Annotated in this window: 19 protein-coding genes; 13 read left to right on the forward strand and 6 right to left on the reverse strand. The window is 69.8% G+C overall.

The genetic code is table 11. The annotated features are described in order from the left end of the window. Positions 1–173: 173 nt before the first annotated feature. The 4 genes from sigE to tatB all read left to right on the forward strand — a co-directional run bounded on the left by sigE (position 174) and on the right by tatB (position 3,313). Positions 174–827 (forward strand): RNA polymerase sigma factor SigE, encoded by a 654-nt coding sequence (sigE, locus tag AXK60_RS07795; protein WP_068570492.1) that lies wholly within the window; start codon positions 174–176, stop codon positions 825–827. 110 nt (positions 828–937) lie between these two features. Further along, positions 938–1,312: a hypothetical protein gene (locus AXK60_RS07800; protein WP_068570493.1), complete on the forward strand. Its 375-nt coding sequence runs from the start codon at positions 938–940 to the stop codon at positions 1,310–1,312. Positions 1,313–1,321: 9 nt separating this feature from the next. Beyond that, positions 1,322–2,791, forward strand: coding sequence for a S1C family serine protease (locus tag AXK60_RS07805; protein ID WP_068570494.1), 1,470 nt, complete (start codon positions 1,322–1,324; stop codon positions 2,789–2,791). Between the two features lie 48 nt (positions 2,792–2,839). Then, positions 2,840–3,313, forward strand: coding sequence for a Sec-independent protein translocase protein TatB (gene tatB, locus AXK60_RS07810; protein ID WP_068570495.1), 474 nt, complete (start codon positions 2,840–2,842; stop codon positions 3,311–3,313). Between the two features lie 245 nt (positions 3,314–3,558). Here the strand turns inward: tatB and AXK60_RS07815 are convergent, their stop codons facing one another. From AXK60_RS07815 to AXK60_RS07825, 3 genes are all read right to left on the reverse strand, one after another. Then, complete coding sequence (locus AXK60_RS07815) at positions 3,559–4,695, reverse strand: Mrp/NBP35 family ATP-binding protein (RefSeq protein ID WP_068570496.1); 1,137 nt, start codon at positions 4,693–4,695, stop codon at positions 3,559–3,561. 45 nt (positions 4,696–4,740) lie between these two features. Then, positions 4,741–5,991, reverse strand: a complete 1,251-nt coding sequence (locus tag AXK60_RS07820) for a lytic transglycosylase domain-containing protein (RefSeq protein ID WP_068570497.1) — start codon at positions 5,989–5,991, stop codon at positions 4,741–4,743. Between the two features lie 100 nt (positions 5,992–6,091). Beyond that, complete coding sequence (locus tag AXK60_RS07825; RefSeq protein WP_068570498.1) at positions 6,092–6,730, reverse strand: dTMP kinase; 639 nt, start codon at positions 6,728–6,730, stop codon at positions 6,092–6,094. A 73-nt stretch (positions 6,731–6,803) separates the two neighbouring features. On the opposite strand from AXK60_RS07825, the gene mtrA reads away from it, so the two are divergent. From mtrA to AXK60_RS07845, 4 genes are all read left to right on the forward strand, one after another. Further along, positions 6,804–7,481 (forward strand): MtrAB system response regulator MtrA, encoded by a 678-nt coding sequence (mtrA, locus tag AXK60_RS07830; RefSeq protein ID WP_068570499.1) that lies wholly within the window; start codon positions 6,804–6,806, stop codon positions 7,479–7,481. A gap of 97 nt (positions 7,482–7,578) precedes the next feature. Continuing rightward, a complete protein-coding gene (gene mtrB / locus AXK60_RS07835; protein WP_244881057.1) occupies positions 7,579–9,192 on the forward strand; it encodes an MtrAB system histidine kinase MtrB in 1,614 nt (537 codons plus the stop codon). Then, positions 9,182–10,966, forward strand: a complete 1,785-nt coding sequence (gene lpqB / locus AXK60_RS07840) for an MtrAB system accessory lipoprotein LpqB (protein WP_068570501.1) — start codon at positions 9,182–9,184, stop codon at positions 10,964–10,966. Before mtrB ends, lpqB begins: the two co-directional genes overlap by 11 nt. A gap of 22 nt (positions 10,967–10,988) precedes the next feature. Beyond that, positions 10,989–11,669: a ComF family protein gene (locus AXK60_RS07845; protein WP_068570502.1), complete on the forward strand. Its 681-nt coding sequence runs from the start codon at positions 10,989–10,991 to the stop codon at positions 11,667–11,669. 1 nt (position 11,670) lies between these two features. Here AXK60_RS07845 and AXK60_RS26855 read toward each other — a convergent pair whose 3' ends face one another. Both AXK60_RS26855 and AXK60_RS26860 read right to left on the reverse strand, forming a co-directional pair. Beyond that, a complete protein-coding gene (locus AXK60_RS26855; RefSeq protein WP_175399956.1) occupies positions 11,671–12,063 on the reverse strand; it encodes a type II toxin-antitoxin system VapC family toxin in 393 nt (130 codons plus the stop codon). Continuing rightward, on the reverse strand, positions 12,057–12,311 hold the full coding sequence (locus AXK60_RS26860; protein ID WP_068570503.1) for a hypothetical protein: 255 nt from the start codon (positions 12,309–12,311) through the stop codon (positions 12,057–12,059). Before AXK60_RS26860 ends, AXK60_RS26855 begins: the two co-directional genes overlap by 7 nt. A 323-nt stretch (positions 12,312–12,634) precedes the next feature. Here AXK60_RS26860 and hpf point away from each other — a divergent pair, with 323 nt between their 5' ends. Both hpf and secA read left to right on the forward strand, forming a co-directional pair. Further along, positions 12,635–13,357, forward strand: coding sequence for a ribosome hibernation-promoting factor, HPF/YfiA family (gene hpf, locus AXK60_RS07860; RefSeq protein ID WP_068570504.1), 723 nt, complete (start codon positions 12,635–12,637; stop codon positions 13,355–13,357). A gap of 115 nt (positions 13,358–13,472) precedes the next feature. Then, positions 13,473–16,223, forward strand: a complete 2,751-nt coding sequence (gene secA / locus AXK60_RS07865; protein ID WP_082777893.1) for a preprotein translocase subunit SecA — start codon at positions 13,473–13,475, stop codon at positions 16,221–16,223. Positions 16,224–16,287: 64 nt separating this feature from the next. On the opposite strand, the gene AXK60_RS25705 is transcribed toward secA, so the two are convergent. After that, positions 16,288–17,196 (reverse strand): LysR family transcriptional regulator, encoded by a 909-nt coding sequence (locus AXK60_RS25705; RefSeq protein WP_082777894.1) that lies wholly within the window; start codon positions 17,194–17,196, stop codon positions 16,288–16,290. Between the two features lie 12 nt (positions 17,197–17,208). On the opposite strand from AXK60_RS25705, the gene AXK60_RS07870 reads away from it, so the two are divergent. The 3 genes from AXK60_RS07870 to AXK60_RS07880 form a co-directional block, all read left to right on the forward strand. Beyond that, on the forward strand, positions 17,209–18,420 hold the full coding sequence (locus AXK60_RS07870; RefSeq protein WP_244881055.1) for a YbfB/YjiJ family MFS transporter: 1,212 nt from the start codon (positions 17,209–17,211) through the stop codon (positions 18,418–18,420). Then, the gene (locus AXK60_RS07875) at positions 18,413–19,423 is read left to right on the forward strand and encodes an NAD(P)H-dependent flavin oxidoreductase (protein WP_068570506.1); all 1,011 of its coding nucleotides are present in this window, start codon (positions 18,413–18,415) and stop codon (positions 19,421–19,423) included. The genes AXK60_RS07870 and AXK60_RS07875 overlap by 8 nt, the downstream gene beginning before the upstream one ends. 112 nt (positions 19,424–19,535) lie before the next feature. Beyond that, positions 19,536–19,842: transposase (locus AXK60_RS07880; protein WP_175399957.1), on the forward strand; the 307-nt coding region annotated here is incomplete at its 3' end.

The raw sequence follows: 19,842 nt of genomic DNA on the forward strand, positions 1-19,842 counted from the left end.
TGCACAGCCAACACTCAGGGAGGAATCAGCACCCCCACAAGGCGGCAGGGAAAGGTATCGGTCAGTGAAGAACTCTCACCGCGAGATTGCCGATCGTGGGAACAAAACGGTCGCCTCGGGAGTTCTGTCAGGTGAATAGCCCCGCTGTTCGGCGGCGGCACGAGGAGGAGCGCATGGCCCTGGCCCGCAAGGCCGGACCCCGGCAGGAGTCGCAGCCCGAGGCTGCGTACGCCACGTTCGACGATGAGCGTGCTGCTGAACCCGCAGGTACCGCCGCGTTCGACGCGTCCGGTGATCGCTCCGACATGCCCTCCTGGGACGAGCTCGTCCGCGAACACGCAGACCGCGTGTACCGCCTCGCCTACCGCCTCTCCGGCAACGCGCAGGACGCCGAGGATCTCACGCAGGAGACCTTCATCCGCGTGTTCCGCAGCCTGCAGAGCTACGAGCCCGGCACCTTCGAGGGCTGGTTGCACCGCATCACCACCAACCTCTTCCTCGACATGGTCCGCCGCCGCAACCGCATCCGCATGGAGGCGCTGCCGGAGGATTACGAGCGCGTACCGTCGTCCGACCCGGACCCCGGGCAGATCTACGCGGACGCCAACCTCGGTCCGCAGCTGCAGAACGCGCTGGACGCGTTGGCGCCGGAGTTCCGCGCCGCCGTCGTCCTCGCCGACATCGAGGGCCTGAGCTACGAAGAGGTCGCGACCACCCTGGGCGTGAAGCTCGGCACGGTGCGCTCGCGCATCCACCGCGGCCGCAAGTCCATCCGCGAGGCATTGGCCCATCAGGGCCTGACCAGCAGCGCGGCGCTCGCGTACTGAGCGCCGGCACGGCACCGTCGGGAACTCCCAACGCGACTCGATCCGTTGAACCCGTGAGTGCAGGTACTGTGGCGGTAGGCCGGTTGACCGGAGTAGAGGAGGGGAGCGGCGTGGAGCACCTCAGTGGTAGTTTCAAGCGCGCGTTCGCCCGTCGCCCCGGTGAGTTCTCGTCCACGGAGCACCTGGCGTACGAGGCGGTCGTCGCCTATGTCGACGGTGAGCTCCGCATGAACGCGCACCTGCGGGCCGGCACGCACATCGCGGAATGCGCAGTCTGCGCCTCGGAGGTGGACGCGCAGCGGCAGGTCCGCACCGCGCTCCGCGAGTCCGGCGAGATCACCGTCCCGCACCGGCTCCTCGGCCAGCTCGCGCAGATCCCCACCGAGTGCCACGGCGCCCCGTTCGAGGGCTTCCCCACCTTCCAGCCCGAGTCCTCGCGACGCGACGCGCGCAACAAGCGCGGCCGCCGGCGGAACGCTCGGTAGATTCGACTCGTGACGTCCGATTCCGACGCCCAGCGTCCCCGGCTGGAGCCGCGCCCCACGCACCGTCCCTCGGTCTCGGAAGGCGAGCAGGTGGTCTTCGGCCGGCCCGACGGGGTCGACGGTGCCTTCGCGCCCGACGCGGTACGCCGCGCCGTCGACGGCCGCCCGCAGCCGCAGTCCGCGGCCCCCGACCCCGTGCTCACCGAGGCGTTCTCCCGCCCCGCCGGCAGCACCGACGCCCTGCAGCGCGACCCCTACGCCGGCCCGCTCGACGCGGAGCCAGAACCCGAACCCGCCGACCCGTGGCGCGACACCGAGTCGCTCGCCGCGCTGGGCGAGCCCGGCGTCAAGGCCCCGCCCCGGGATGTCCCGCAGCCCGACCCCGAGCAGTTGGGCGTGCGCGACGTGCTCTTCGGCCGTCGCGTGTCCGTCCGCGCGCTCGTCGTGCTGGGCGTGATCGCCCTGGTCATCGGCCTGCTGGGCGGCGCGATCGGCCGGATCACCGGCACCACGATCCAGAAGCTGACCGATTCCCGGGTCACGCTCCCCGTCGACGATACGAAGGTCACCGACCAGGGCGCCATCGCCGAGATGGTGTCGAAGGTCGGCCCCAGCGTCGTCACCATCGAGGTGCGCACCCGCACCACCGGCGAGACCGGGTCCGGTTCGGTGATCAACGCCGAGCGCGGCTTCATCATGACCAACAACCACGTCATCGAGACGGCGGCCACGAACAAGGACGCCAAGATCGAGGTCGTGTTCTGGAACGGCACCCGAACGCCCGCGCAGCTCGTGGGCACCGACCCGAACACCGACGTCGCGGTGATCAAGGTCGCCGTCAACGGTCTGCAGCAGATCTCCCGCGGCGACTCCGGAGAGCTGCTGCCCGGCCAGCAGGTCGTGGCGATCGGCTCCCCGCTGGGGCTGCGGCGCACCGTCACCTCCGGCGTCGTGTCCGCGACGCATCGTCCGGTCCAGGGGCCCGCGGACGGTCCCAACCCGCCCGCGGCCTTCGACTCCGTGCAGACCGACGCGTCGATCAACCCCGGCAACTCCGGCGGCCCGCTGCTCGACCTGAAGGGCCGCGTGATCGGCGTCAACACGCTGGGGCTCGCGCCCGGCGGCGGGTCGATCGGCCTCAACTTCGCCATCGCCTCCAACGTGGCGTTCCCGATCGCCGAGGCGATCATCCGCGGTGACAAGGTGGTCCACGCCGACCTCGGCGTCAACGGCCGTGAGGTCAGCAACGACACCGCGACCGGCGTCCGCGTCGAGAACGTCAAGAAGGGCGGCGCCGCCGACAAGGCGGGCATCCGCGAGGGCGATGTCATCACCAAGGTCGGCGACACGGAGGTCGCCGAGTCCGCGGACCTCATCGTCGCGATCCGCGCCGTCGGCGTGGGCAAGGAGACGACGGTGACGGTGGCCCGGGACGGCCGGCAGGTCCCGATCAAGGTGACGCCCGAACCGCTCAGCTGAGGCGGCCGCCCCGTGCGCGCGGTCCTGAGCTTCCCGTAGCATGGCGGGGTGTTCTCGAATCTCGGTATGGGGGAGATCCTCATGCTGGTCGTCGTGGGTCTGGTGATCCTGGGGCCGGAGCGGCTTCCCGGGGCGGTCAACTGGTTCTTCACGGCCATGCGGCAGGTGCGCGACTACGCCACCGGCGCGACGCAGCAGCTCAAGGACGAGATGGGCGGCGACTTCGACGCGATCCGTGAGCCCCTGCAGCAGATCCAGAACCTGCGCGGGATGACGCCCACCGCGATCGTCACCAAGCACCTCTTGAACGGCGACGACACCGTGATCCGCGAGATGTCCGACCAGGTCCGGTCCACCGCCGACTCGCTCAACCTGCGCAAGGTGGTCGACGGTGCCGGCGCACCCGCTGCGGCGTCCTCGGCTCCGCTCGAGGTACCCGCCGGCCCGGTCCCGACGATGCCGCGGATGCACAAGCCGCTGCCTCCGGACGAGCGGCCGCCGTTCGACCCCGACGCCACGTAGCCGCCTACCTGCTACCGGCGCGGACGCAGTGCCTGGGGAGGCCGAGCAGGTACGCCGGCGGGGCCGGCAACACAGGACGATGGACTCTCCGGTGACACTCGGATTCCGTCCATCTCGGACACGCTGACCGACTCGGACAGAATCCGAGTGTCGAGCGGAAGTCCTACCCGGCGCCTGCCCGCGCAGAGGCCCGATCTCACGATCCCCCTCAACCGGGCGGGCCGTCGGGCGAGCGGACTGTCGGGCTACAGGTGGCGGGTGGTATCGATCCCCAGCGACATGCCGGCGAGGCCGCGCTTGCGGACGGCCAGTTTGTCGGCGATGCCACGCAGGGCGGATCCCGTCGGCGAATCCGGTGCGGAGAGCACCACGGGCGTTCCGGCGTCGCCGGCCTCGCGCAGCTGCGGATCCAGCGGGATCTGGCCGAGCAGCGGCACATCCGCGCCCACCGCACGGGTCAGTCGTGCCGCGACCTGCTCGCCGCCGCCGGAGCCGAAGACGTCGAGGACCGAACCGTCGGGCAGCGTGAGCCCGGACATGTTCTCGATGACCCCGGCCACGCGTTGGCGGGTCTGCAGTGCGATGGCGCCGGCCCGCTCTGCGACCTCGGCGGCCGCGGTCTGCGGGGTCGTGACCACGAGGATCTCCGCGCCGGGGATGAGCTGCGCGATCGAGATCGCGACGTCACCGGTGCCGGGCGGCAGGTCGAGCAGCAGCACGTCGAGGTCACCCCAGAACACATCGGCGAGGAACTGCTGCAGCGCGCGGTGCAGCATCGGGCCACGCCACACGACGGGCGTGTTGCCGGTGGTGAACATGGCCACCGAGATCACCTTCACGCCGTGCGCCTGCGGCGGCATGATCATCGAGTCGACCTGGGTGGGCCGCGCGTCGGTGCCCATCATGCGCGGCACGGAGTGGCCGTAGATGTCGGCGTCGAGCACGCCCACGGACAGCCCGCGGGCGGCCAGCGACGCCGCGAGGTTCACGGTCACGGAGCTCTTGCCCACGCCGCCCTTGCCCGACGCCACCGCGTACACGCGGGTCAGCGAGCCCGGCTGGGCGAACGGGATCACGGGCTCGGCCTTGTCGCCGCGCACCGTCTTGCGCAGCTCGGCGCGCTGTTCGTCGTTCATCACGTCCAGCTCGACGCGCACCTCGCCGGTGCCGGGCACGTCCGCGACGGCCGTCCGCACCCGGTCCACGATCTGCGTGCGCATGGGGCACGCGGAGGTGGTCAGGTACACCTCGACGTCCACCGACGAATCGGCCTGCACCGCGACCGACTTCACCATCCCCAGATCGGTGATCGGCTTGCCGATCTCGGGGTCGTTCACGGTGGCCAGGGCCGACCGGATCGCGTCTTCGGTAACCGCACTCATAACGTCCTCCATCGTATCCGCAGGCCCGGGCCGCGGAAATCCGCCTCAGCGCGGGGGACGGGGCACCGTCGGCGAGGACGACGGTGCGGCCGGCCGGGACGAGGGCGCGGGGCGCGCGGACGGCGGCGCCGGACGGGCGGAGGACGGAGCCGGGGCCGGGCTCGTTGCGCCGGTCGACGGTCCGCTCGGCGCGATCGCCAGCGCCCCACCGGGGCCGATCGGGGCGGGAGCCGCAGGCCGGGCCGGGCCCGGCGACGGGGCGCCGGGCGGGCTCGGGCAGTCGACGACGGTGGGGAGCGGCCTACCGTCGGGCCCGCGGGCCGCGGATGACGGTGCCGCCGGCCCCGAGGGCTTGACCGAGCGCGCGACCGAGGGCGGGGCGGACGCCGAGGGTGTGGGCTTGGCGGACGGGGCGGAAGGGCGGGCGTCCGAGGGGCGCGCGGCACCGTCGGGGGTGCCGCACCCGACGATCACCACCTGGCCGGGCGGCAGCGGCTTGGGCAGCTCCTTCGGCGGGGCGACGGGGGCGGTCATGTCGGGGATGCCGCCCACCGGGATCGCGCGGTCCTTGTACGCCTTCGCCCAGGCCACGACGTTGTCGACGTAGGAGTTCGACTGGTTGTAGGCGAACACCGCGATCCGCTGCTGCGCCTCGGACTGCAGGCCGGACGCGCTGGAGCACAGGTAGCGCGCGGCGCCGTACGCGGCGTCGCGGACGTTGTTGACGTCGGCCCTGCCGTCGCCGGAGTTGTCGCCGCCGAACAGTGCCCAGGTGGTGGAGAGGAACTGCATGGGGCCGAGCGCGCGGGCGTACCCTGCACCGTCGCGGATCACCGCGTTGCCCGCGAGCGTGCCGTCGAGGACCGGCCCCTCGATGGGGGTGAGAGTGACACCGGTGGCGTCGACGTTGCCGCCGTCCGCGTGCCCCGACTCGATCCGGCCGATCGCCGCGACGAGATTCCATTCGATGCCGCAGCCGGGCGCCTCGAGGGCCATCCGGTCGGCCGCGCCCTGGTATGCGGCGTACGCGGCGCCGGGGATGCCGAGCGGACCGGGCGCGACCTTGACGGCCTCGGGACGCGGGGGAATGGGGACGTGCCGCGGCGCGGGCGCGGGCGGCGCGTCCGACGGTGCGGGCGGGCGCAGGTCCGCGATGCCGATCGCGGCCTGGGCGACGAGCTCGGGCCCGGTGGTGCGCGCGGGCGCCGGAGCGTGGATCGATGCCGCATCCGCGCCGGCGACGCCCAGCAACAGCGCTGCGGCGCCCGCAGCGGCGCCGGCCCCGAGGATCCGCACGGTTGTCCCTTCCGGTTACTGACGAGTCAGTTTCGTGTCGCACGGTACTGCGCCGTAGTACCGGTGCGGGTGGGACTTGCGTGAATAACAGACCTGTTCTTCAGGAAAGCGCTGCGATCGCGTCGGCCAGTGTTTCCGGGGCGTCGTGCGCGCCGTGGATCCGCCAGGGCGAGACCCACGCGGACTCGGCGAGGCCGGTGTAGACGGCGCCGGTGCGCGTCTGCAGGCCCGCGTCCGTCTCGTAGGCGTCCCGCGCGCGGGAGGCGTCGTCCGCCTCGCGGCGCTGCGCCCGCTCGGCGGCGAGGGCCACCGGCACGTCCAGGTACACCTGCAGGTCCGGGACGGGCAGGCCGAACCGGCCGAACTCGGTCTCGCGCACCCAGTCGGCCACGGCACCGTCGGCGCCCTGGTGCAGGCGGGCCGCGCTGTAGGCGGCCGAGGACGCGGCGTACCGGTCGAGCAGCACCACGTCGTGCTGCTCGAGCGCGGCGCGGATGTCCGGCGCGGCGGCCTGCCGGTCGAAGGCGAACAGGAGCCCCATGCCGTACACCGACTCGGCGACGTCGCCGTTGCCGCCGCGCAGCGCCTCCGCCGCGAGGTCGGCGAACTGCGTGCCGTAGCGGGGGAAGGCGAGCGCGGTCACCGTCCGGCCCGCGGCCTCGAGCCGCGCTGTGACCGCGCGGGTCAGCGTGTTCTTCCCGGCACCGTCGAGGCCCTCGATCGCAACGAGTCGTCCCATGGCCGCCGATCGTATTCACCGGTGGCCGGTGTCGCAGAACCGGACACGCCGCGCGAGGTGACAGTATGGATCCATGAAACCCCGCATCCTGGTGATCGACGACGATCCCGCGCTGGCGGAGATGCTCACCATCGTCCTGCGCAACGAGGGCTTCGACTCGACCGTGGTGGGCGACGGCACGCAGGCGCTCAGCGCGGCGCGCGAGTTCCGGCCCGACCTGGTCCTGCTCGACCTCATGCTGCCCGGCATGAACGGCATCGACGTGTGCCGCGTGCTGCGTGCCGACTCCTCGGTCCCGATCGTGATGCTCACGGCGAAGGCGGACACCGTCGACGTGGTGCTCGGCCTGGAGTCGGGCGCGGACGATTACGTGATCAAGCCCTTCAAGCCGAAGGAACTCGTCGCGCGGGTGCGGGCGCGCCTGCGCCGTACCGACGACGAACCGAGCGAGCTGCTCTCGATCGGCAACGTGATCATCGACGTCCCGGCCCACAAGGTCACCCGTGACGGCGAGGTGATCCAGCTGACGCCGACGGAGTTCGACCTGCTGGTCACGATGGCCCGCAAGCCGCGCCAGGTGTTCACCCGCGACGTGCTGCTCGAGCAGGTGTGGGGTTATCGCCACCCCGCGGACACGCGCCTGGTGAACGTCCACATCCAGCGGCTGCGCGCCAAGATCGAGAAGGACCCGGAGAACCCGGAGATCGTGCTCACGCTGCGCGGGGTCGGCTACAAGGCGGGGCCGGCGTGACGGAACCCCACCGATCGTGAGCACGCGGGCCGGAGCGGCCCGGTTGGCGGACTGGGCGCGGGACGCGGTGCGCGCGGTCCGTTCGGACCCCGCCGTCGTGCTGCGCGACGGTGCGCGGTACGCGGGCATGGGGCTGTCCTACGCCGGGCGCGTGTGGCGCCGTTCGCTGCAGCTGCGCGTGGTGACGCAGACGCTGGTGCTCAGCCTGACCGTGCTGCTGCTGTTGGGTTTCGTGCTCACCTCGCAGATCGCCAAGCAGCTCATCGACGCCAAGCTGACCGCGGGCAAGGAGGAGACCGCCCGGGTCAAGCAGAGCCTGGAGATCGCGCTCGGGCGCAGTGAGCCGCGCACCGAGGGTGTCGAGTCCGTGCTGCGCAGCGTCCGGTCGAGCCTGGTCAGCCAGGGCCTGGACGTGGGGCCCACGGCCGCGCGGTCCGGCAACTACGACCCGGTGCTGATCGTGCCGCACGGTGCGGGCCGGCCGCCCACGGTGTCGGGGAACGAGACCGAGGTCCCGCAGACCCTGCAGACCTTCGTGCGCAGCGGGCAGACCGCGTACCAGCACGCGACGGTGACCGACACGACGGGCCGATACGGGAAGGTGCTGGTGATCGGCACGCCGGTGCAGTCCTCGATCCAGGGGCTCGAGCTGTACCTGGTGTTCCCCCTGACGCAGGAGGAGAACACCCTCACGCTGATGCAGGGCACGCTGTACACCGGCGGCGGCGTGCTGCTGGTGCTGCTCGCCGCGGTGAGCCTGCTGGTCGCGCGGCAGGTGGTGCTGCCCGTTCGGTCGGCCGCGCGGATCGCGGTGCGGTTCGCGGAGGGACGGCTCAAGGAACGCATGCCGGTGCGCGGTGAGGACGACATCGCCCGGCTCGCGATGAGCTTCAACGACATGGCCGAGTCGCTGTCCAAGCAGATCAACCAGCTCGAGGAGTTCGGCAACCTCCAACGCCAGTTCACCTCCGATGTCTCGCACGAGCTGCGGACGCCGCTGACCACGGTGCGCATGGCCGCCGACATGATCGCCGACTCCGCCGACGATCTGGACCCGGGCCTGCGCCGCACCACCGAGCTGATGCAGAAGGAACTGGACCGCTTCGAGACGCTGCTCGCCGAGCTGCTCGAGATCTCGCGGCACGACGCCGGTGTCGCCGAGCTGCACTCCGAGCAGATCGACATCGAGGTGCCGATCGCCTCGGCCATGGCCACCGTTCGGCACCTCGCGGAGCAGTCGGACACCGAGCTCATCCTCGACATGCCGGACGATCCGGTCATCGTCGAAGCCGATACGCGGCGCGTCGAGCGGGTGCTGCGCAACCTGCTGGCCAATGCCATCGACCACAGCGAGGGCAAGCCCGTGATCCTCACGATGCGTGCCGACGACGATGCCGTGGCCGTCACCGTCCGCGACTACGGCGTGGGCCTGCGGCCCGGGGAGGAGAAGCTCGTGTTCAACCGGTTCTGGCGCTCGGACCCGTCGCGGGTGCGCCGCTCCGGCGGTACCGGCCTGGGCTTGGCGATCAGCATCGAGGACGCGCGCCTGCACAGTGGGCGGCTCGAGGCGTGGGGAGAACCCGGCAGCGGGTCCTGCTTCCGGCTGACCCTTCCCCGCGCGCGCGGCGGCAAGGTGACGGTGAGCCCGCTGCCGCTCAAGTCGACGATGCGGCGCGCCGGTGGCGTGGAGGGGAACTCCGATGACGCGTAGGCTCCTCGCGCTCGCGCTCGCGGGGCTGCTGTTGCTCACCGGGTGCAGCAACATCCCGGACTCGACGAACCCCCGGGTGATCGGCGACCTGGGCGGCGGGACCACCGCCCCCGACCGCGACATCGGGCCGCGGCGCGACGCCCAGCCCGAGACGATCGTGCGCGATTTCCTGAAGGCCAACGCGGTGGCCGACGGTAACTACGCCGCGTCGCGGAAGTTCCTGGTGCAGAACGGCGCGGGCAACTGGCAGGTGCCCAAACAGGCCGTCGTGGTCAAGGACATCGACGTGCTGCCGGGCGAGCGCTCCGCCAACCTCATCAAGGCGACGATCCGCGCCCAGGCCACCGGCTTCTTCGGCGCCGACGGCACCCTCGAGCCGACCACGCAGTCCATCACGCAGAACGTCCAGCTGGTCCAGGTCGACGGGCAGTGGCGGATCCAGGGCCTCAGCTCGGTCGGCGACACCCCGATGCTGGTCATCGACACGACGCAGTTCCGCTCGGTGTACCGGCGCCACCTGCTGTACTTCCCCGATCCGACGGGCCGGACCCTGGTGCCCGATGCGCGGTGGTTGGCCAGCCCGCGGCCCAAGCTCGCCGCGGACCTGCTCATGCTCCTGGTCCGCGGTCCCCGCGCGAGTCTCAAGGACGCGGTGCTGAACCCGTTCGGCAGCTCCGCGGCGGTGCGCGGCGCCGTCACCGACGCGAACGGCGACCAGCGCGACCCCGGCGTCGGCTTCGCCGGCGTCCACGTGGACTTCACGGGCCTGCCGCGCGTGGAGCCGGACGTCGCGAAACTGGTCGCCGGGCAGGTCGTGTGGTCGCTCTCCGGGGCCGAGGTGCAGGGGCCGTACGTGATCACCGTCGACGGCTCCCCCCTCGACGAGAGGCATCAGGCCGGCTGGAACCCCAACGACGTCGCGTCGCTCAGCCCGAACGCGTCCTCGGACCTCGCCGTCGGCCTGCACGGCGTGCTCGACGGGCGATTCGTCAAGGTCTCGGGCTCGCAGGTGACGCCGGTCGCGGGGCCGCTGGGTGCGAGCACCTCGATCCGCTCGGTCGGGCTGTCGAGTTCGGGACGGCAGGTGGCCGCGGTGCTCGACGCGGGAGCACGCGGTGGGCCCGGAACCTCCCTGACGCTGGGGCCCTACGGGGGCGTGCCGACGCAGGTCCTCACCGCCGCGGTATCCATGACGCGTCCCTCGTGGACGCCGGACGACACCGGCGTCTGGACGGTGATCGACGGTGCGCGGGTGGTCAAGCTCCGGGTGGACCAGACGACGGGCGAGGTGTCGAGTTCCGACGTGGACTCCGGCGAGGTGGCGGCCGCCGCGCCGGGGCCGATCACGGAGCTGCGGCTCTCGCGCGACGGCGTCCGGGTGGCGCTCGTGGTCGGCGGTCGCGCGCTGGTCGGCGTCGTGCAGACCGCGTCGACCGGGCAGACGCGGATCACGCACTTGCAGTCGGTGATCACCGACCGGGAGCCGGCGGCGTCGTCGATCGACTGGCAGTCCGGCGACCAGTTCGTGGTCGGCCGCAACACCTCGGATTCGCCGGTGCTGATGGTGCGCTACGACGCCGGCGACACGACGCCGTTGGCGAGCCGCAACCTGTCGCCGCCGGTCACGAGCGTCGCGGCGTCGAGCTCGACGGTGTACGCCACCGACTCGTCGGGCGTCTGGGAGATCGGCGTCGCGCCCGACAACGACGCGCAATACTGGAGCCAGGTGGACCGTCTGGCGGGGGGCCGGGCGAACCCGGTGCTGCCGGGGTAGTCGCGCCGGGAGCGGGGGAGCGATGCGCGTCGAGCGTGCGGTGCGCGGTGTCCTCGGCGGCGTGGACGACCTGGTCGAGCTGGCGGTGCCCCGCACCTGCGGCGGGTGCGGGGCGCCCCGCGTGCGCTGGTGCGGCCGCTGCGAGGCGGCCCTGCACGACGTCCCGGCCCTGATCCGCACGACGGTGCCCGCCGGGGTGCCCGTCTGGACGCTGGGCCGGTACGACGGTGCGCGGCGCCGCGCGGTCCTGCAGCTCAAGGAGCGCGGCCGGGGCGATCTCGCGGCGCCGCTGGGCCGGGGGCTCGCGCACGCGCTGCTCCGTCTGGGGGCGTGGGGCGAGTTCGACGGTGCGCCGCTGGTCCTGGTCCCGGCGCCGACGACGGCGTGGGCGGCGCGGCGCCGCGGCGGTGATGTGGTGACAGCGGTGTGCCGGGCCGCGGCTCGCACGGCCGCCCCGGTCCGGCCGATGACGGTCTCGCCCGTCCTCCGGTCCGTCGGTGCGGCCGAGTCCGTCGGGCTGGGCGCCGCGGCGCGGGCGCGCAACGTGCGCGGCACCGTCCGGGTGCGCGCCCTGCCGGACCCCGGCACCGTCGTTCTGGTCGACGATGTCGTGACCACCGGGGCCACCCTGGCCGAGTCCGTCGCCGTCCTGGCCCGACGGGGCGTCACCGTCGCCGCGGCGATCACCCTCGCCGCGGCGTGAATCAGTACGGCGGCGAGAGGCCCGGGAACATCGGGAAGTGCTTGACGTTGCGGGTCCAGAGTTCGGCGCCCGATGCGGTGGTGGTCGCCGCGATCACGTAGTCGGCGATATCGATGCCGGAATGCGACGCACGGTACTCGCGGGCCAGCGCACCGGCGGCGTCCGCGATCTCCTGCGAGACCTCGATCCATTCGAAGACCGACAGGAGGGCGCGGGTGGACGATTTCTCCGACGCGCGCATGCCGCCGAGTACCTCGGTGCGCGTCAGGACCGAGGCGAGCAGGTGGCGACCCTCGCGGCGGGACGCCGACAGCCTCTCGTGGGCCTCGGGCCTCCCGCGGAGGTGGTCGATGAGGATCGAGGTGTCGAGGAGGATCGGCGGGGCGGCTACCACCGTGTGAACCTGTCCTTCCTGGCCGGGCGGATCGACTCGACGTATTCCGCGCCGTCGGGTGTCTCGGCTCCCCAGGACCCGAAGCTCCGGTCGAGGGCCGCGTCGAATTCGTCGGCATCGGGGGCGCCGTAGGTCCTGTCGACTGCGCGGCGGACCAGTTCGGCGAGCCCGAGCCCCGACGCGCGCGACTCCGCGAGGAGACGCTCGTACTGCGCGTCCTCGAGGGTGATCTGCGTCCGATGGCTCATGATGTAAGCCTACATCGCCTGCGCGGTGCTCGCCTTGTCGTGAGAGGGGCATGAGCCGGCCGCTTCGTTGCGATAGCAGATTTCGTACCGCAGGTGACGCGCCAGTGAACTCACAGCGACCAAATCCTGGCGGGAAGAGAGAACGCGGGCTATCTTCGGGGGTACCTTTCCGGTTCGAGATCGAGGGGGTGATGTCGCACTTCCGAGGCGCCCGGCAGTCCGCCCGGCGTTCGAATCTGAGCCTGCAGTCACGCATCTGACCACGCGCCGGAGTAGTGATCCGGCCGAGCGTAGAGGCTGTGGGCCCGCATGAAAGGTTCCACATGACCCTTCTGTCCTCGCGCGACACGAATCGCGCCCACGCGACCCCCAACGTCGAGGTCGACCCCTTCCGCGAACCCGGCCACGTTGCCGACGAGCGCGACAAGGATTTCCTCACGCCCAACGCCCCCGTGGCCATCGACGGCCGCAACGTGGAGGTGCCCGAGCACTTCCGCGTCTACCTGGAAGACAAGCTGGCCCGCCTGGAGAAGTTCCGCTCCACGATCACGATGTTCGAGGTGAACCTGTTCCACGAGCCGAATCCGCGGCAGTCCAAGGCCTGCCAGCGGCTCGAGCTCACCGTCCGGGGCAAGGGCGGCGTCGCCCGGGCCGAAGCGGCGGCCGAGAACTTCTACGGCGCGTTCGAGACGGCGCTGACCCGGCTGCAGAGCAGGCTGCGCAAGGCGTCGGATCGCAAGAAGGTGCATTACGGCAACCGGACCCCGGTGTCGGTCTCGGAGGCCACGGCACCGTCGGCCCTGCCCGACGCGCCGGTCGACGAGTCCGACGGTGATCCGTACGCCCATCTCGTCGAGGACCACCTGCCCGGTCAGGTGGTCCGCATCAAGGACCATCCGGGCACCCCGATGACGGTCGATGACGCGCTGTCGCAGATGGAACTGGTCGGTCACGACTTCTTCCTGTTCTTCGACAAGGAGACCGAGAGGCCGTCCGTGGTGTACCGCCGGAAGGCTTTCGACTACGGCCTCCTCCGCCTGACCTGACGTTTCGCCTACCATGGATCCCGGTCGCCCGACAGGTGGCCGGGATCCGTGCTGTCGTGCCGTTCGCGCGACGCGTTGGCAAAGATCGTTTTCATCACGGGATTGAGGTTGCTCAGTGGTTCTCTCCAAGGTGCTGCGGTTCGGCGAAGGCCGGATGGTCAAGCGGCTCGACGGCCTGGCCTCCTACGTGGAGAGCCTGAACGACGAGTACGAGGCGCTCTCCGACGAGAAGCTCCAGGCCAAGACCGAGCTGTTCAAGAAGCGCCTCGAGAAGGGCGAGACCCTCGACGACATCCTCCCCGAGGCCTTCGCGACGGCCCGCGAGGCCGCGTGGCGCGTGCTCGGGCAGAAGCCCTACCACGTGCAGATCATGGGCGCGGGCGCGCTGCACCAGGGCGACATCGCCGAGATGAAGACCGGCGAGGGCAAGACCCTGACCTCGGTCATGGCGGCCTACGCCAATGCGCTCGCCGGCGACGGCGTGCACCTGGTGACGACGAACGACTACCTCGCCAAGCGCGACGCGGACTGGATGGGCCGTGTGCACCGCTTCCTCGGGCTCGAGGTGGACTGCATCCTCGCCGGGCAGGACCCGGACCGCCGCCGCGTGGCGTACGCCGCAGACATCACCTACGGCACCAACAACGAGTTCGGCTTCGACTACCTGCGCGACAACATGGCGCACAGCGAGGAGGAGCTGGTCCAGCGCGGCCACAACTACGCCATCGTCGACGAGGTGGACTCGATCCTCATCGACGAGGCCCGCACGCCGCTCATCATCTCGGGCCCGGCCGACGGCTCGAGCAAGTGGTACACGGAGTTCTCCCGGATCGTGCCGCTGATGGAGAAGGACGTCCACTACGAGGTGGACATCCGCAAGAAGACGATCGGCGTGAACGAGGCCGGCGTCGAGCTGGTCGAGGATCAGCTGGGCATCGAGAACCTGTACGACTCGGCGAACTCGCTGCTGGTCAGCTACCTCAACAACGCGATCAAGGCCAAGGAGCTCTACGAGCGCGACAAGGACTACATCGTCCGGTCGGGCGAGGTTCTCATCGTCGACGAGTTCACCGGCCGCGTGCTCGCGGGCCGCCGCTTCAACGAGGGCATGCACCAGGCCCTCGAGGCGAAGGAGAACGTCGAGATCCAGGCCGAGAACCAGACGCTGGCGACGATCACGCTGCAGAACTACTTCCGCCTCTACGAGAAGCTCTCGGGCATGACGGGTACCGCCGAGACCGAGGCCGCCGAGCTGCACCAGATCTACAAGCTGGGCGTCATCCCGATCCCCACGAACAAGCCGATGATCCGCAAGGACCAGACGGACCTCATCTACAAGACGGAGGAGGCGAAGTTCTCGGCCATCGTCGAGGACATCGCCGAGCGTCACGAGGCCGGCCAGCCCGTGCTGATCGGCACCACGTCGGTCGAGCGGTCCGAGTACCTCTCGCGCCAGCTCGAGCGCCAGAAGATCCCGCACACGGTGCTCAACGCCAAGTTCCACGAGCAGGAGGCGGCGATCATCGCCAAGGCCGGCACGCCCGGCGCGGTGACGGTGGCCACCAACATGGCCGGCCGCGGCACCGACGTCGTGCTCGGCGGTAACCCGGACATCCTCGCCGACCTCGCGCTGCGCGAGCGCGGCCTGGACCCCGTCGAGACGGCCGAGGAGTACGAGGCCGCCTGGGACGAGACGATCGAGAAGATCAAGAAGGAGTCCAAAGAGGCGGCCGACGACGTGCGCGACGCGGGCGGCCTCTACGTGCTCGGCACCGAGCGGCACGAATCGCGGCGCATCGACAACCAGCTGCGCGGTCGCTCCGGCCGTCAGGGCGACCCGGGCGAGTCCCGGTTCTACCTGTCGCTGGGCGACGAACTGATGCGGCGGTTCAACGGCGCACAGATCGAGGCGTGGATGAACCGCGTCAACCTGCCCGACGACGTGCCGATCGACAACAAGTTCGTCTCCCGCGCGATCCGCAGCGCGCAGACGCAGGTCGAGCAGCAGAACTTCGAGATCCGCAAGAACGTGCTCAAGTACGACGACGTGCAGAACGAGCAGCGCAAGGTCATCTACGACGAGCGCCGCAAGATCCTCCGCGGCGAGGACCTGTTCGACCAGGTCAACCACATGACCGACGACGTGGTCTCCGCGTACGTCGACGGTGCCACCGCCACCGGCTACGTCGAGGACTGGGACCTCGAGGAACTGTGGACGGCGATGCGCACGCTGTACCCGATCGGCCTGGACTGGAAGCAGGTCGTCGGCGAGGACGAGAACGGCGACCGCGACGAGATCACCGGCTCCGAGCTCAAGGACATCCTCCTCAAGGACATCCACGGCGCCTACGACACGCACCAGGAGGGCATTGAGAAGGCCGCCGGCGAGGGCACCATGCGCCAGGTCGAGCGGTCCGTGCTGCTGACGGTGCTGGACCAGAAGTGGCGCGAGCACCTCTACGAGATGGACTACCTCAAGGAGGGCATCGGCCTGCGCCAGATCGCCCAGCGCGACCCGGTGGTCGAGTACCAGCGCGAGGGCTTCGACATGTTCAACGGCATGCTCGAAGGACTCAAGGAGGAGTCGGTCTCGACCCTGTTCAAGGTGCAGGTCCAGCAGCCCGAGGAGGGCGCGGCGGCCCCGTCCGAGGACGACGATGCCCCGCTCACGCTGAGCAAGGCCCTCGCCGAGCCGGATCCGGAGAAGATCACGCTCTCGGGCCCCTCCGAGTCGGGCGACCTCACGGAGATCTCCCAGAACGTCGATGAGCCGCAGGGCACGCGCTCCGAGCGCCGCGCCGCCAAGCGCGAGGCCGACAGGGCCGCGCAGAAGGCATCGAGCGCACGGGCGAAGCACCGCCGGTAACGTTCACGCCCGGATCGGCCCCGCATCCCGCCCGGGATGCGGGGCCGACCCTTGTCTGCGGGGGCTAGGTCAGCGGGTGCGTAACCGCGGCGTCAACAAAGCTTCTAATCCGACTCGCTGGCGTTGGATTCCCACGCCACGCCAACTGAACATGAGTCGCCGGCGCGCCGAGTAGCGGCAAGTACCGCACGTGCGGATGTAGCACCCTGCGTGCGCAAATCTCTGGCACCGGTCCGACTCCCTCACCAGACGCGACCAGCTCAAGCCATTCGTCGAAATTCTGGCACTCAACGATTTGCGTATCGTCCGGGCCGCCTGGCAATGACTCCGCAGTCGTCGAACCCGACACCGTGTTGACGACGACGGGACGTCGTGCGACGTCGTCCCAACGGACTGGCTCATTCGTCGGGAAGGCCGGGTCGTACTCACTGACGGCGAGAACTCGATGCTCGGTGCCGATAGTCGCGACTCGAATACCAGCAGGCGGACGCGGCAGCGGCTCCCGGTGGATCGAGACATCTGCTGTACCAGCAACAAGCGCTGCCATCGGATCGTCAACGCGCGAGATGGCTGTGCTGTTACCAGCGCTGACCGCTGAGCGTCGCACCGCCCGATACCACGCTTCGGGAAGCAGCCAGGCGAAGGCGAGTCGGATGACTCCTCTTCCCTCGAGGTCCTGGCCGAGTGCCTCAACTTCGGCGAGCACGCGGCGTGCCCGTTCGACGACCTCGACGCCGGCATCAGTCAGTTCGATTCCTCCCCGCTGTACGAGCGGTGTACCTGCGATCGCCTCCATCTGCTGGACAGTTCGCGTCACGGTTGGCTGTGACACGCCAAGCACTCGGGCTGCTGCGGTGTGACTACCGGAATCGGTGAGCGCAACCAGGACTCGCAGATGCCGAAGCTCTAGCTCCATACGGCGAGTGTATAGCTCATACGGCAGCAGTCCTTTACGGCTGCGAACGATCGCCATACCGTCGAACGTATGGCCAATCGCATCGAAATGCCTCCGGGCGGCACACGAGACCGAACCGACGTGGCAGGTACGGCTGTTGCCGCGGCGGCTGCTTCCGGGCTCGCCGCTGCGATGGGCGTCGGACGGTTCGCCTATACGCCGCTGCTTCCGGTCATGATTCGTGAGACTGGGATGTCATCGAACGCTGGTGCAGTGGTAGCGACGGCGAACTATGCAGGTTACCTGCTAGGCGCTGTTGCCCTGACCATCCGGCCGAGGTGGGGCAGTCAGCCGCGATTCATCGTCGCGACGGCCCTCTCGCTGTTCATCAGTGAGATCGCGATGGTGCTGCTGGACTCGCCCGTGTGGTGGTCAGTGTGGCGGCTAATTGCGGGGGCGGCGAGCGCGGGGCTCTTCGTGTGCTGCGTCCAGCAGCTCGCACGCATCAACGCCGACAAAAGGCGGCTGGCACTCCTGACCGGAATCGGGTTCTCTGGGGTCGGGATCGGCATCGCCCTGACCGGATTCGTTGTGCTAGCGATGGCAGAATTTGCGGACTGGAAGCAGATGTGGCTCGTCCTCGCGGTCGTCACTGCCTGCCTACTGATCCCGATCGTCCGGCTGGCGCCCCGCGAACGTATCCCCGGACCGCAAGGCGAGCTCCTCGATCAGCACGAGAATCTGCCCGGCTGGCGATCCGTCCTGGCTCTCTACTTCCTTGAGGGCGTCGGCTACATCGTCGTTGGCACGTTTCTCGTAGCCTCAGTGGTGAGTACCGCTGGAGACCGATTCGGGCCCATTTCGTGGATCATCGCCGGTGTTGCAGCCGCACCAGGCACGATCATCTGGACCGCCCTTGGCCAAAAGATCGGGATCCGACCAGCGCTCGCCGCCGCCCTGGCGCTCCAGGCGATTGGCGCCGCCATACCCGCGCTCAGCGGCGGGGCGCCCGCCGCCCTCGTGGCCGCAGCGTTGTTTGGCGGAACCTTCATGGGAGTGACTGCGCTCGCAATCCAAATCGGCGTCGAGCTGCGCGGTGCCAACGCAGGTGGCCCGCTCACTGCTGTCTATGGCCTGGGCCAGATGCTCGGTCCCGTTGTGGTCGCACCTGTCCTCGGATCTGCCTTCACTGCAGCCTTTGGCATCGCCGCAGCGATCGTGTCCGCCGCCGTCATCGTCACCATCCTCGTGCACATCCGGCACGAACGCCATATCAAAAAGCAGGTGCAGCAGTATGTTTGACTTCAGAGATCTTCACACTCGAGTCGTCGCCGCCCCGATGGCCGGCGGTCCCTCGACGCCCTCTCTGGTTGTCGCTGCCGAACGGGCAGGCGGTATCGGCCAGCTCGCCGCCGGATACCGAACTCCCGAACAGCTCAGCGCGGATATTCAGGCCGTCCGGCGTGAGGCGGATCTGTTCGGCGTCAACCTGTTCGTCCCCGAGGAACGGCCGATCGACGGCGCGGCGCTTTCTGACTATCGGCGGGCACTCATCCCGTACGCCGAGCAGCATGGTGTCGAGCTCCCGGAGCTCGATGACATTGGTGCCGACGATGACTACTACAACGAGAAGCTCGCGTTGGTCTGTGCCCACGAAGTTCCTGTCGTGTCGTTCACGTTCGGCTGTCCGACGCCGCGAACAATCGATCGCCTCCACAAGGCCGGTGCCAGCGTCGGAGTCACCGTCACGACCGCCGACGACGCGCTGACAGCAGCAGACGCGGGCGCGGACTGGATCTGCGTGCAAGGCCCCGAAGCGGGAGGGCACCGCGCCACCTACACGCGCGACATCGCACCTCCAATCCAGCCGCTTCATGACCTCATCCGCGACGTCCGTCAGACGGTCAGCCTCCCGCTCGTTGCGTCGGGCGGTATCGCCACGGCGGAGCAAGCAGATGCGGCGCGGGGACTTGGGCCGGTGGCAGTTCAGGTGGGCACCGTCCTCCTGCGGACCACCGAGGCCGGAACCAAGCCAGCCCACGCTGCGGCGCTCGCCGATCCGACGCGAACCGAGACTGTGGTTACCCGTGCCTTTAGCGGGCGCGCCGCCAGAGGCCTCCGAAACACCTTCATTGATCAGTTTAATGAACGCGCGGTTCCTGAGTATCCCGCCGTCAATACTCTCACGACAGGGTTCCGGCGCACCCTGTCCGGCAATCCAGACGCGATCAACCTGTGGGCGGGAACCGGCTACCAACACGCCCAGGTCGAGTCCGCAGTTGATGCCGTCAAACGCCTCGGCTAACCTCGGCCTTTCGCGGGTGAGGTCGTGTCGGACATGAAGAAAGGTGCTCTGAGCTGGAAGAATAGGGGTTACCACACCAACCTATTTCCAGTCTCGAAGGAGCACCTTTCTGGTGAGTCAGTCTACGTCCTGCTACCCGAAGGTGTCGGTCGACGCGGCCGGAACGAACCTCGTCTCGCATGCCGGGACAGTGCTGTTGCTTCGTACCGCCGAGACGGTCGGTCTGACCGCGGCTCTGACCAGTGCGTTGATGCCGTGGCGCAAGCCGAACGCGATCCACGATCCGGGGAAGACGGTGCTTGATCTGGCGGTGTCGATCGCGGCGGGCGGGGACTGCCTGGCCGACCTCGATCAGCTCCGCACCCAACCACAGGTGATGGGCCAGGTCGCCTCCGATCCGACGGTGTCGCGGCTGATCA

The organism is Tsukamurella pseudospumae (genome assembly GCF_001575195.1).
In the GTDB taxonomy this organism is placed as follows: domain Bacteria; phylum Actinomycetota; class Actinomycetes; order Mycobacteriales; family Mycobacteriaceae; genus Tsukamurella; species Tsukamurella pseudospumae.